The organism is uncultured Halovibrio sp., from assembly GCF_913056445.1.
GTDB classification, from domain to species: domain Bacteria; phylum Pseudomonadota; class Gammaproteobacteria; order Pseudomonadales; family Oleiphilaceae; genus Halospina; species Halospina utahensis_B.
Map to the genome: position 1 here is coordinate 175,644 of NZ_CAJXMA010000001.1, position 13,422 is coordinate 189,065.

Annotated in this window: 11 protein-coding genes; 10 read left to right on the plus strand and 1 reads right to left on the minus strand. The window is 63.8% G+C overall.

The genetic code is table 11. The annotated features are described in order from the left end of the window. Positions 1-59: 59 nt before the first annotated feature. On the plus strand, positions 60-500 hold the full coding sequence (locus QZ501_RS00870) for a hypothetical protein (protein WP_151440074.1): 441 nt from the start codon (positions 60-62) through the stop codon (positions 498-500). Positions 501-568: 68 nt separating this feature from the next. Continuing rightward, positions 569-841: an acyl-CoA-binding protein gene (locus tag QZ501_RS00875; protein WP_151440073.1), complete on the plus strand. Its 273-nt coding sequence runs from the start codon at positions 569-571 to the stop codon at positions 839-841. Positions 842-851: 10 nt separating this feature from the next. Here QZ501_RS00875 and QZ501_RS00880 read toward each other — a convergent pair whose 3' ends face one another. Next, the gene (locus QZ501_RS00880; RefSeq protein WP_295716486.1) at positions 852-2,768 is read right to left on the minus strand and encodes a serine/threonine-protein kinase; all 1,917 of its coding nucleotides are present in this window, start codon (positions 2,766-2,768) and stop codon (positions 852-854) included. Positions 2,769-3,010: 242 nt separating this feature from the next. Here QZ501_RS00880 and tagH point away from each other — a divergent pair, with 242 nt between their 5' ends. Genes tagH through tssA form a run of 8 tightly spaced genes read left to right on the plus strand, consistent with a single transcriptional unit; the run spans position 3,011 to position 13,366 of the window. Beyond that, complete coding sequence (gene tagH / locus QZ501_RS00885; RefSeq protein ID WP_295716488.1) at positions 3,011-4,135, plus strand: type VI secretion system-associated FHA domain protein TagH; 1,125 nt, start codon at positions 3,011-3,013, stop codon at positions 4,133-4,135. Next, a complete protein-coding gene (tssJ, locus tag QZ501_RS00890; RefSeq protein ID WP_295716490.1) occupies positions 4,135-4,578 on the plus strand; it encodes a type VI secretion system lipoprotein TssJ in 444 nt (147 codons plus the stop codon). The genes tagH and tssJ overlap by 1 nt, the downstream gene beginning before the upstream one ends. 11 nt (positions 4,579-4,589) lie before the next feature. Next, positions 4,590-5,915, plus strand: a complete 1,326-nt coding sequence (gene tssK, locus QZ501_RS00895; RefSeq protein ID WP_151440069.1) for a type VI secretion system baseplate subunit TssK — start codon at positions 4,590-4,592, stop codon at positions 5,913-5,915. 23 nt (positions 5,916-5,938) lie between these two features. Further along, the gene (icmH, locus tag QZ501_RS00900) at positions 5,939-7,213 is read left to right on the plus strand and encodes a type IVB secretion system protein IcmH/DotU (protein WP_295716493.1); all 1,275 of its coding nucleotides are present in this window, start codon (positions 5,939-5,941) and stop codon (positions 7,211-7,213) included. A 15-nt stretch (positions 7,214-7,228) separates the two neighbouring features. Beyond that, positions 7,229-10,726 (plus strand): type VI secretion system membrane subunit TssM, encoded by a 3,498-nt coding sequence (gene tssM / locus QZ501_RS00905; protein ID WP_295716495.1) that lies wholly within the window; start codon positions 7,229-7,231, stop codon positions 10,724-10,726. Positions 10,727-10,736: 10 nt separating this feature from the next. Continuing rightward, positions 10,737-11,408 (plus strand): type VI secretion system-associated protein TagF, encoded by a 672-nt coding sequence (tagF, locus tag QZ501_RS00910; RefSeq protein WP_160898245.1) that lies wholly within the window; start codon positions 10,737-10,739, stop codon positions 11,406-11,408. Positions 11,409-11,411: 3 nt separating this feature from the next. Then, positions 11,412-12,218: a PP2C family serine/threonine-protein phosphatase gene (locus QZ501_RS00915; protein ID WP_295716498.1), complete on the plus strand. Its 807-nt coding sequence runs from the start codon at positions 11,412-11,414 to the stop codon at positions 12,216-12,218. Between the two features lie 14 nt (positions 12,219-12,232). Beyond that, positions 12,233-13,366 carry a type VI secretion system protein TssA gene (gene tssA, locus QZ501_RS00920; RefSeq protein WP_192497288.1) on the plus strand — a complete coding sequence of 378 codons (1,134 nt, stop codon included), beginning with the start codon at positions 12,233-12,235 and terminating at the stop codon, positions 13,364-13,366. Positions 13,367-13,422 lie beyond the last annotated feature (56 nt).

Below are 13,422 nucleotides of genomic sequence, written 5' to 3' on the forward strand. Positions count from 1 at the left end.
TTCTGACCGCAGGCGCGGTATCATGGGGCTCTGAATCCGCTGGATAGGGAGCATCCGGTATGCCGGCCCAACACCGCAGTCACGTTTACTGGCTCAGCGGCCTCATGATGGCGTTTACAGGTGCGCTTTGGGCACAGGAGGCTGCCGAGGATGGTGAAAGCACCCTGGCTACCCCGCGTGAGCGCTCGACTCCTGAAAGCATCCAGTTCACACCGGTGGGCGAGGAACAGCTGGGGGACACCACCATCCGGGGTGCCTTGGGGCCGCCCTCCGCTGGCCTGGTAGGCCCGGATACGGAGGTCCTGGTGGAGCCTGTGTACCTGAGTGATGATCTGCGCCGGGCCCTGAATCTGGAGCGGAGCCAGCTGGAACGCCAGTGGGAGCAGTTGATCGGGCCCATCATGGACAGACCCGCAACGCCGCCGCAGGTCCAGTACCCCGGATTCCAGAACCGTACCTACGATCCCGGTTCCACCACCAGCACACAGGTGCGGGAGTAACGGCCAGTGTCATTCATGGGTTTTTCTGGTAATTTCCGGGAAAACGACCGATAACAAAGAGGTAGCGCATGAGTGACCTGAAACAGCAGTTCGACGAAGCCGTCAACTACGTCCAGACCGCGGAGGGGGACTTCAAACCCTCCAATGACCTCAAGCTCCAGTTCTATGCACTGTACAAGCAGGCCACCGAAGGCGATGTGAAGGGCAAGAAGCCCGGCATGCTGGATCAGGTGGGCCGGGCCAAGTACAGCGCCTGGGAAAAGCTCAAGGGCACCGGCTCCGAGGATGCCATGCAGCAGTACGTGGATCTGCTGGAAAGTATGAAGCAGAAACACGGCTGAGGCGCGGGATTCAGGGCGATGCCTGGGCCTGCCGCGCCAGGTTGGTCGCCCGCTCCAGAAGGGGGCCGGCTGATTCCAGCCGCCGCTCATCCAGTCTTTCCCGTGCCTGCTGCATGTAGCGGTTCGCTAGGCTCTGGCGCAATTCACGCAATCCGGCTGTGTTCTCTGTATCACCGGACAGGGCCTGTACTTGCTTGAAGACAGCATCCAGTTCCGCGACGCTCCCGGCCTCAGCAATCGCTTCTTCCAGCCTCTTCAATTGCTGTTCCGGCGCCCGCGTGGCAGCCTCCGGGGCCGTCTTGCCCGGCAATAGACCAGCCTGCACACGGGCCCAGGCCAGGAGGGCCGCAAGATTCTGATCCTTCCGGAATACCCTGTCGCCCATCGCCACCAGGTTCGCGAGCCCGGACGTGTCGTGTTGCGCCATGGTCCGCTCAAGCGCGGCTCGATAGTTCCCCCTGATGTCCGGACCCGGTTCCGGGATTTCCGCTGCCAGCAGGGCAAGGCGGTCATGAAGGTCTGTCAGGGATTGGAGCGTGTCCCCTGCCATGAAGTCACCCCGGGCCAGTTGTTGGCGCCACTGGTCCTGCAGGGCGTTCACCAGTGAGGCGCGACGCTGCAGGAACTGCTCGCGGTACTCGGTGATGGTGGCGTGATTCGGGTAATGCTGTTCGGCTTTTGCAACCGTGTCGAGCGTTTCCGGAATCCGTTCAAGTTCGCCCTCCTGAAGGGCTTGGGTCCCCTGCTCGATGGCCCGGGTGTAGTAGTGGCTCAGCATGGGTTCGCGTTGCCTCAGCACGGCATGGCGTGCCAGTTCCGGAAGCGCGGGAAGGGTGGTCAGGACCTGGCGGGCCCCGGTTTCGTCAGACAGCAACCCCAGGTCCTCGAGACGGTCCTCGAAGGACAGATTCTTGTCGGCGCCCATGCCCAGGCCGGCCTGGGCGCCGGCCAGGGTCAGGCTGGCCAGAAGTCCGCCGGTGGCCGCGGCCACGGGGACCCGCCAGCGCGGGGGGCTGACCGCGCGTGCCCAGGTGGCCATGCTTGAGTCCGGGTTGCTCTGGCGCAGCAGGGGCCGGATAACGCGCCAGACGCGCCTGGGGAGGTGTCTGGGGCGCTTAAGGGGGTAATCGGCCCTTTCGGCGTCGGTCAGTTCCCGCCGGTCAAACGGGTGGCGGGTGCTAACCAGTTCGTAGGTGATGCAGGCCAGCGCGTACAGGTCATCCCGGGCCGTGGGCTCGTTGCCGGCCATCAGGGAGGGCGAGGCGTAGGCCGGGGTGTAGCCGAACATCCGGGTCTCGTCCTGCTGGCGTGGCGCGAGGTAATCCTCCATCTGGCGCTGGGGCTTGAGGGCGCGGGCCACCCCGAAATCCAGCAGCTTCACCTGACCGTCCCGCGTCAGGAAGACGTTGGAGGGTTTGAGGTCGGCATGGACAATGCCCTGGTCATGGGAGTAGCGGAGCGCATCCTGAACCTGGCGGATGATCCAGCGACAGCCTTTCCAGGGCAGCCCTCTCGGCCGGTGGCGCTGGATGAGGCGGGAAAGTGGTTCTCCTTCCAGAAGTTCCATCACGATGAACCAGGTCTCGCCGTCCTGCTCGAGGTCCTTGACCCGGATGATGTTGGGGTGGGCCAGACGCATGGAGCGGGCGGCTTCCCGGGCCAGCATCGATACGGCGTCGGGGTCGTGTGTCAGGGCCTGGCGAAGGATCTTGACCGCCACCTGGCAGTCATTGGAACCGGCCCGTTCAAGGTTTTCGTCCACGGCCCGGTAAACATCACTCATGCCGCCCGAGGCGATCAGTGCCTCGATCCGGTAGCGGTCCTTGAGGCGCTGGTTCAGCCGCGGGTGGCGCTCGGGAGTGCCTGTGAGGGTATGGTTGTCCGCCCCGATTTTGTCCGTGTGGGGCTGAATCCGTGTTGCGTCCATGCCGGAATCCCTTTCCTTGCAGTAGCGCGGAGGAGTCTAGCCAAGGGCGACTTACGCGGTCAATGCGGAAGTATTAAGGTGTGATGCAGGGCATTGACAGCCTTATGGGGACTCAATAGCATTCGCGCTGTTCGCATCGTAATCGTGCCTGAATGCTGAACGGCAGCAGACGATCAGGGGCGGACGCAGGGAAGAACATCAGGATGACCCCGGGGAACCGGGTCCAGGGACAGGAGGGGCCAATGGAATTGGCACTTGCCATAACGAGCTACCAGCGACTCTCGCCGACCGTTACCAGCCAGTGCCGCTTTGGCGCTGAGCGACGGTACACCTTCGGGCGTTCCGAAGACTGCGACTGGCACCTGCCGGATCCTGAACGCGTCGTGTCGTCCGTTCACGGGGAAATTGTCTTCCGTGACGGAGCCTTTCACCTGCGCGACTGCTCCACCAACGGTCTGTTCCTCAATCATTCGGAAAGTCCGCTGGGTCAGGACGGGGAGACCGCCCTGAGTGACGGGGACTGCATGACCCTCGGGGATTATGAGATCAGCGTGGCGGTTGAACGCCCGGCTGTAGCCCCGGAACCAGCAGCGGTGGCAAGCCCCGTGCCGGAATCGGTACCGACACCGGCTCCGGACAGCGCCTCCATTTCCAACCCGATGGCGGATCTCGAAGACGCCTCAGACCCCATGGACAGTCATGTCACGCTGCCCGATGTTTCAATCCCCTCGGACTGGCAGTGGCAGGACGGTGCCACTGCCCCGCAGAGCGACGGCCGCGAAAGCGATGAGCCCCAGGGTGACCTCCGCCCTTTCCTCGAGGCGCTGGGAATGGAATCCATGGCGGGACAGACGCTTTCCGACGAAGTTCAGCGGGAGCTGGGTGGACTGACCCGGCTTCTGCTGGATCAACTGATGACGCTGCTGCGTCAGCGTGCCCGTGAGAAACAGTCCCTGCGCGTCGAGCAGACCCTCTTCGAGCGCCGCGAAAACAATCCCCTGAAGTTCTCCGCAAGCCCCGAGGATGCTGTTGAGGCGTTGCTTGTGCGTCGCAGTGCAGCCTTCATGCCGTCACAGCGCGCGGTTGAGGATGCGTTCTCCGACATACGGGGGCATGACCGGGCCATGCTCAGGGGCGTCGAGGCCGTGGTCGGGGAACTGCTGGCGGACGGGACCGAGGAGCCCGCCGCGACACGCCCGCCGAAATGGGACCTGGTAAGCCGTGCCCGGGCCTATGGGGAGCTGATGGCCAGGCGTGACTGGCAACGCGAGGAATGGGGTGACACCGAGCGCATGATGCGTAGCCCGGTGTTTGCCGAGGCCTACGAGGCCGCTATTCGGGAACAGGAAGCGGAAGGGAATCGATAATGCGTTCAGGCTTGATTCTGGCGATGGTTCTGATGCTGGGTGGATGCGCCTTTTTCCATCCAGTGGCGGATGTGCGTGTGACAGCCGGGGAGTCGGTCAATCCGGATTCCGGAGAGCGGCCCTCCCCAGTGCTGCTTCGTGTCTATGAGCTCAGGAGCCGGGACGCCTTCCAGGATGCAGGGTTTGATGCTCTGCATGACGATCCGGAGGCTGCTCTTGGCGAGGACCTGGTGGGGATGGAGGAAACCATGCTGCGCCCGGGTGGGAGCTGGCAAACCGAGAGGGCGCTGCAGGAGGGAACCCGATATCTGGGCGTAACCGCCGCTTTTCGCAATATTGACGATGCCCGCTGGCGCGTGACCCGGCCAACGGACGGGATCTTCTTCGTACCCGGGATTGATCTCCGGGTGGACGGAGTCGAGATCAGGGACAGGGACGACTGAACGGAGTAACCATGACGGATGCAATGGCCAGAGTGGCCTGGTCGGAGGGCATGCTCCTCCGGCCCCAGCACTTCCAGCAGCAGGATCGCTTTCTCTACCACGCGGCCCGGCTCCGCCACTTTCACATGGCGCCGTATGGGTACGGTGTGAGCGAACTGAGCCTGGATGAGCAGCAACTGAACCTGGGGCAGCTGGGTGTGGTCAGCGCCAGCGGGGTGTTCCCGGACGGGATGCCCTTCAGTCTGGATGACAACGCCGGGCTGGTCCTTGAGGTGCCCGCGGACGCCCGCGATGAGGTGGTTTACCTGGCGCTGCCGAGCGAGCGCCAGAGTGGCACCAACATCGCCGGAGAGGGCGAGGGGGCGGTCGCCCGCTTTGTAATCAGGGATGCCGCCCTCACCGATGAGGCGCTTGCCGAGCATGAGCCGGAAACGGTGGGGCTCGCCCGCCTCAACCCGTGCCTGCGGCTGGGGCGTGAAGACATGGCAGGCTATGTGGCGATTCCCGTGGCCCGGATCATTGAAGTGGCCAACGAGAAAGAGGTTCGCCTGGACCGCCACTTCATTCCGCCCTGTCTGGACGTTGGTCGCATACCAGCGCTCACTTCGCTGCTCAATGAAACCCTCGCCATGATCCGCCAGCGAGGCGATGCGCTGGCTGGTCGCATGCAGAAGGGTAACCAGCAGTCAAAGACCCTTTTCGACATCATGATGCTGCAGACCCTGAACCGCTGGCAGCCCGCACTGGAGCACTGTGCCGAAAGCCCCGGTGTTCATCCGGAGGAACTCTACCGCACGCTGGTTACCCTGGCGGGAGAGCTCTCGACCTTCACCCGCAACGAAAAACGGCCCCCGGAACTGCCGCGCTACCATCATGAATCCCTCACTGAGACCTTTGGTGATCTGGGGGCGGTGCTCAGCCAGTCCCTGAGCACCGTGCTGGAAGAGACCGCGGTGGCGCTCAAGCTCGAGGAGGCGGATTACGGCATCCGGGTCGCGCCGCTGAACGACAAGTCGCTTCTGGAAAGCGCCCAGTTGGTATTGGCGGTTCGCACGGACCTCAGCACGGAGGAAGTGCGGCGGCGTCTGCCTGCCCAGATCAAGCTCGGGCCCGTGGAGCATATCCGCGAACTGGTGAACAGCCATCTCCCCGGTATTCCCGTCAGTGCTCTGCCGGTGGCGCCACGCCAGATCCCGTACCACGCGGGCTATCACTATTTCATGCTGGAGAGTGGCGGTGAGCGCTGGCGCCAGCTGCAGCACAGTGGTGGCCTGGCGGTGCACGTCTCCGGTAATTATCCGGGCCTGGAACTGGAACTCTGGGCCATACGCCGCTAGTCACGGATTGAGGAAACAGGGTCATGACGGATCAGACCGTTGTAAAACCCCGCCCCGGGGCAAGGAGCCAACCCCAGCCGGGCGGTGACGGGGACGGAACCCGGGTGGCGGCTCCCAGGCCCGCGCCGGAATCCTCCGACCTGCGCCTGCCTTCAACCCGGCTGGATCCCGTCTGCGATGAAGCTTCCCGCCTTCTGTCGCTGGCTGACCGGCTGGGGCGGGCCTCCGGTGTGGCGGATGTGGCCGCACTCAAACGCCAGTGCACGGGGCTGGTTGCCGAGTACCAGCAGGCGCTTGCCGGCCATGATGTCACGTCGGACACGGTGGATACCGCGTCCTACTGCCTGTGTGCGCTGATCGATGAGCTGGTGCTGCACAGTGACTGGGGGCAGGCCAGCGACTGGGCGGCCAGTTCGCTGCTCTCGGAGTTCCATTCCCAGACCTGGGCAGGGACGCATTTCTTCGAGCGTGTGGACCGGGCGAGGCGCGAGGGCAACCGGCCACTGCTGCGCCTCCAGTACCTGTGCCTGGCACTGGGGTTCCGGGGTCGGTTCCGGGTGGAGGAGCGTGGTTCGGAACAGCTGGAAGTCCTGCGCAATGGTCTGTACCGGGAAATCACCCGTGAGAATGAGGCCCAGGGTCAGCCGTTTGACACCGAATGGGAGAAACGCGTTTTTACCGGGACCAATCCGGTTCACCGGGTACCGCTCTGGTCACTGGGAGCCATTGCCGGTGGTGTGCTGCTGATCACCTATCTGGGGCTGAGCCATGTCCTGGGGCAGCACGCGCAACCGGTTGTGGAGCAGCTTGCCGGTATCGGCGTTCCCGAGGCACCGGCGCCCGGTGAGTCCCAGGGAAAGGGGCCGGATACTGAGTATCTGCGGCAGGTGTTGGGGACCGAGATGGAACGGGGCCTTGTTCAGCTGGAGTCAGAGGGCAACAGTGCCAGCCTGATTCTTGGCAATGAAGGGCTGTTTGCGCCCGGTTCCGCCGCCATCCGCGAATCCAGTAAGCCGTTGCTGGGCAAGATTGCCCGCACCCTGGAGGGTACGGAAAGCCTGATCCAGGTCACGGGTCATACCGACGATGTCCCGATCAACAGCGATCAGTACCCGTCCAACTGGCACCTGTCGCTGGCCCGCGCCACGGCTGTCTCGGACTTTATGGGCGAGCGGGCGTCGCTGGAGGGGCGGCTATGGCCCGAAGGTCGGGGCGCGGCGGAACCCAGGTTCAGTAATGATTCGCCCGAGGACCGGGCAGGGAATCGACGGGTGGTGATCACCCTGACACCAAGGTAGGTAAGTATGCGCTTGATGGCATGGATGCGTTCTATCGGCAAGTGGATCACGTTGCGGGGCTTTCTGATCGGCCTGGCGGTGGTGGCGCTTGTTCTGCTGGTCTGGTTCGGTGGGCCGCTGGTGGCCATTGCGGGCTGGACGCCGTTGGCGTCAGTCGCTGCGCGGCTGGTGTTTCTGTTGGCCCTGGTGGTTGCTGCGCTCGGGGTTGCACTCTGGCGCGCACGCCGGCAGCGGGCGGACAACGAAAAGGTGGTCAGCGAGATGATCGCTGACAATGAAGGCGACGACCAGCTGCAGGAAGAAGTCGGTGAGCAGCGCGAGCGGCTGCGGGAGGCCCTGGCACTGGTGCGGCGGTGGCGCCCCGGGCGTTTCCGTTCGGTGTACGACCTGCCCTGGTACATCCTGATCGGTGTGCCTGGCTCCGGCAAATCCACTGCCCTGCTCAATTCCGGGCTGGATTTCCCGTTGCGGGACCGTATGGGCGTGGAATCAGTCCGGGGTGTCGGAGGCACGCGAAACTGTGACTGGTGGTTCACGAACCGCGCCGTTGTGATTGATACCGCCGGGCGTTACACCGCCCAGGAAAGCGCGGACCGGCGGGACGCCAGAGGCTGGGAGTCGTTTCTGGGGCTGCTTCGCCGCTACCGCCCCCGCCAGCCGATCAACGGGGTCATTCTCTCGGTCAGCGTGGCCGACCTTCTGGAACAGACGCCCACCGAGCGGGCGCTCCACGCCCGCGCGCTTAAGCAGCGGGTCCAGGAACTCAAGAACCGTCTGGGTGTGGTCTTTCCGGTCTATATGGTCCTGACCAAGACGGACCTGCTCGAGGGTTTCACGGAAACCTTCGGCATGCTGACGGAGTCCGAGCGCGAAGAGGTTCTGGGCATGACCTTCGAGCTGGACCCGGTTACCGACAGTGATGCTCTGGCTACCCGGTTCGAAGAGGCATTTGATGGGCTGATAGAGCGCCTGAGCCATTTCGCCCTCCACCGGGTCCAGCAGGAGCGCACCACTGAGGCGACCCGTCGTCTCTATCACTTCCCCAAACAGGTCGCGCTTCTGCGTGCCCCAGTGTGGACGTTGATCAACGAGGTTTTCTGCCCTTCCGCCTATGAGGACACCGCACTGCTGCGCGGGGTCTACCTGGTCTCCGCGGAACAGGCTGGGCAGGGGTATGACCGGGTGTCGCAGCTGGTTGATGATGAGTTCGGGCTCACACCATCCCGCGTGGAACCGGAGCCGGTAACCGCCTCGCAGCAGGGCTTTTTCCTCCGTCGTCTGTTCGACAGCATCGTGTTCTCCGAGCATGGCCTGGTTCGCCCGGACGGTCAGCTTCGCTGGCGCCTGCGCTGGCTCCAGCGGGGTGTTATCGCGGGACTGGCCCTGGTGCTGTCGGGTACCGGCGTGGCCTGGGCGTTCAGTTACCAGTGGAACAAGGAGCTGATCGCCACCTATGAGCACGGGCTGGACGAGGTGGCCAAAGCCAGCCAGGAGGGGTCGGAGGACTGGGTTCGCCTGGAACAGCTGCTCTCACAGGCTGCCTCCCTGCCCGGTGTGGCCGGCAGTGACTTCCCCGAAGGTGGTCCCCGGTATGTCGGGCTTGATCAGGGTGAGAGGCTCAGTCAGCTGGGGGAGGGGGCCTATGGCCGGTTGCTGCAGCATCATTTCAGTGCTCATCTCAAGGACGCTCTGGAAAAGGCGCTTGCGAACCATTCGAACAATACCGAGTATCTGTACGAGACCCTCAAGACCTACCTGATGCTGAATCGTCACAAGCATCTCGATCCGGAACAGATACGTGAATGGTTTAAAACCCGGCTGAACCGGAAGCTTTCAGGCCGGATCAATGAGGGCACCCGTTCCCGTCTTCAGGAACACCTGGAACGTTATCTCGCTCTGGGCCACAGGCTGCCGTTGGATGCTGGGCGGGTGCAAAAAGCCAGGGAACAACTGGCCCGCCTGCCTGTGGATGAACGGGCCTATGAGCGGATACGGCTGAGTGCCCGTGCATCAAGTTTCCCGGATTTCCGGTTACCGCTGGTTCTGGGGTCGGTCGTGGATCGGGTATTTGAGCGCCGTTCGGGCAAGCCACTGGATGAAGCCATTCCGGCGCTCTATACCCGCAATGGGTTTGAGGGGCTCTTCCGGCCTGAACTGGAGCGGGTCGCGGAGCGCCTGCTGGCGGAATCCTGGGTTTATGGCGAGGACAGCGCGCCCTTCCGCAACCTCGACGAGGCCGCCCTGAAACAGGGCGTTCGGGATCGTTATTTCAGGGACTACGTGTACCGCTGGCGGGACCTTCTGATGGATCTGAGGATCCGCTCGTTTGAGGACAAAGCGGCGGGTGCCCGCATCGCATCGGACCTCGCGGGACCGGAGGCGCCCGTCGAGCGGCTGATGAAGGCGGTGGCCCACAATACCCGGCTTGCACCCGTTCTCAAGGGGAAAGGGGGTGAACTGGCAGATGCCGCCTCTGAGCAGGCCGGTCGCATGGCGGACCGGGCCAGCAACCGGGGTCCGCGTCTGAGCAGTCTGATGCCGGAGGCCGGTGATGACGGTGAAGCCCCTTCCACGCCCGTGGACAATGCTTTCAGCGACCTGCACAAGGTGTCTTCGGATGCCTACCAGTCGTTGCGCGACAGCGCCGATACTATTGCGGACTATCTCGGGCAGGGGGATGCGGGACCAGCCAGGGCTGATTTCCGCAAGGCGGTATCCGCGCTCCATGAAACCGTGGACGGAACCGAGTCGGATGTTCTGGCCGCCCTGTTCCGCGGGTTCCTCCAGGACGGTCGGCGGCTTGATCGGGCCTCCCGGACCCGGGATCTCAATGAGCTGTGGCAGACGGAGGTCTATCAGGAATACCGCGAGGCCATTTCCGCTCAGTATCCCATTGATCTGGATGCCTCGGAGTCGATCGCGCTTCAGGACTTCATCCGTTTCTTCGATTACGGCGGGACTCTGGACGCCTTTGTCGAAGAGCACCTGGCCGGCCGGATTGATCGCTCGGGTTCTCCCTGGGAGGTGACCGGCGAGCTCGAGATCCAGCCGCGCACCCTCAGACTTCTGGAGCACGCCGAACGCATTCGCAGCGCCTTCTTTGATCCCGATGGCGGCGGCCTCAAGGTCGGGTTCAGTCTGCGTCCTACCCAGTTGGATGCGGAGGTTACCCGCTTGGACGTGGGGTTGGGAGAGCAGTCCCTCGTCTATCGGCACGGTCCGGAACGCAGCCAGGATTTCCGGTGGCCGCTGCAGGCGGATGGCAGCGTGGCTGGCCTGTCCCTGAAACCCGCTGATGACACAGTCGACCCGCTGCGCAGGCGTTATCAGGGGGACTGGTCCGTGTTCCGTCTGCTCCAGTCTGCCGGTGCCCTGAACGGCAATGGCCGGAGCCGTGATGTGACCATCGAGATGGAGGGCTACCACGCCCAGTTGGAGCTGACCGCCGACTCGGTCCGCCATCCGTTCAGTCGAAGCCTGTTCAAGCCGTTCTGGCTGCCATCCACGCTCTAGGAGACCGATCATGGAATGGGGTTACATGGGCAAGGTGCCCAGCCGCGGGGACTTCATCATACAGGGCTTGCCTGGTGAGCTTCGCGAGCGCTGGTTCGAATGGTGTCAGGCGGCACTCGCGGTCAGCCGTGAACAGTTGGGTGAGCGGTGGCTGGACGCCTACCTCACCTGCCCGATATGGCACTTCGCCGCCGCTCCAGGGGCGGTGGCGGAAACCGGCATGATCGGAACCCTGATCCCCTCGGTGGACAGGGTCGGGCGCCACTTTCCGTTTCTTGTGGCTGGTGTCCACGAGGGAGCGCTTATCGACGCCTGGCGTCAGCCTGAATGGTTCAGTGCAATGGAGGAATCGGTGCTGGCGGTGCTCGAGGATAACTGGGCTGAGACGGAATGGGCCCGGGTGCTCGCAGGCATCAGTGCCCCGGAGCCGAGCGTGAGGCGGCTCCGGTGGCCGGAAGGCGAGGGCAATCTGATGATGACGGCGGAATGCGGGGAGGCGGACTGGCTCGCGGCCATGCTCGAAGCCGGACGCAACCCCATGCTCTGGTGGAGCCAGGGTTCCGCGTTCGTGGAGCCGGCCATGCTCCTGACCGAGGGCCTGCCACAGGTGGGTCAGTTCGCGGCCATGATCGCCGGCCAGTGGCGTGACCATGGCTGGCGACAGGGTGTGGTGGCGGAGTAGGTGATGGAACTGAGCTCGGTTGGGTTCACCCACCAGGGAGGAACCCGGGAACACAACGAAGACGCCTGGCGGGCCTGGCCCGAAGCCGGACTCTGGCTGGTCGTGGACGGGATGGGCGGTCACAGTGCGGGGGATGTGGCCAGTCGCATCATCTGCGATACCGTCGGCCGCGATCTGGCGTACCACGGAGCAGCCGCCTATGACATTGAGCGCCTGGAACAATCCCTTCAGGCCGCCAATGAGGCGGTGCGCGACTATGGTGCCCAGGCGCTCGGTGGCGGGACACTCGGTGCCACACTGGTCGCTCTGCAGATCCGCGATGGCCAGTATCGTGTGCTCTGGGCTGGGGACAGCCGCTGTTACCGTCTGCGGTCACAGCATCTGGAGCAGCTCTCCAGGGACCACAGCCAGGTCAATGACCTGATCCGGGCGGGTATGCTCAGCCCCGATAATGCCCGCGGTCATCCCATGGCGCACGTGGTGACACGGGCCCTCGGTGTTGAACCGCGTGTCGAGCTGGAGCGGGCCGAGGGGCAGGCACGCCCCGGGGATCTGTTCATGCTTTGCAGCGACGGGGTCAGTGACGAGTTTGAAGACCAGGAGCTTCATGGTTTTCTGGCCAACAGCAGTCTGCAGGATGCGAGCGATGCCATCCTGTATTCGGCACTGGTTAACAAATGCAGCGATAATATTACCTGCCTTCTGGTCAAAGCCGAAATGAGCGGTTACCATTCACGCGCAATCAGGGAAGAGCGGGATCCGGATGCAACAATTCCGGTGCGGGTGCCGCAAAAGACGACACAGGGATAATGTGTGTGCAGGTTATGGACGACACAGCAACACCTCTCTTCGACTTCGAAGCACTCCTGAAACCGATTTCCGAGGCCCAGCCCTGCGGTGATGACACCCGTGAGGATGATGCCCCGGACGCCCCCTATTTCCATCTGAAAGACCTGCGCAGTCAGGCCCGCGCTCTTGAACGTCAACGCCAGATCGATGGCGAGACGGGCGACCCCACCCAGTGGCGGGAACTGGCGGAGCGTATTCCGGCGCTCCTGGCTGAGCGCAGCAAGGACCTGGAGCTGGTCGCCTGGTACGTTGAGGCCCTTTGCCGGGAGCATGGCTTTGAGGGCCTGGCCCACGGGTTTGATCTCGCCCGTCGCATGCTGGAACAGCACTGGGATCAGCTGCACCCCCTGCCCGATGAAGAGGGCATGACCACACGGATGGCACCGCTGGTTGGGCTCAACGGCGGGGATGCTGAAGGCACCCTGATACAGCCGATTCTGGAGGCCCCGGTGCTGGCACATCCGGACTCCGGGTGGATCGCCGCCTGGCAGCTGGAGCAGGCGGCCGAGATGACGCGCCTGGATGAACAGAAAGCTCAGCAACGGATCGCATCGGGCGTGCCCTCGGAGGAGGATGTGGCGAGGGCCGTTCGGGAGACGCCCCTGAGCGATCTGCAGGCGCTGTCCGACGCCATTGAGCGGGCATGCTCCGCCTTTACTGCCCTGAGCGAGGCCATGGACCGGGTTATGGAAGGTGAGCCGCAGCCCACCAGCCACATCCGTTCCGCGCTGGAACGCTGCCGGAGCATCTTTACCCATTATGCCGGGGAGCGTCTCGAGCGCGCGTGGGCTGTCGCGGCTTCTGAAACGGGTGATGACGGTGCGCCGATGCCGGACGCGGAGGCCGGGCGTGATCACGCCACATCGGTACAGGACCCCGTGCGGGTTGCCATCGACAGTCGCGCGCGGGCGTTGGAGCAGTTGCGGGAACTCGCCGCTTTCTTCCGCCAGACTGAGCCCCATTCCCCTGTTTCCTACGCCATTGATCAGGCCGTGCGCTGGAGCGAGCTGCCGTTGCCGGAACTGATGCAGGAGTTGATAGAGGACAAGAACGTCCGAGACGGCTTCGCCAGGATGACCGGGGTACCGTTGCAGGACGCGGAGGGCTGAACGCCGTATTGGGCCTGACTAGGTCGGGCTGACATTCCAGAAGGACGACAAGGAGA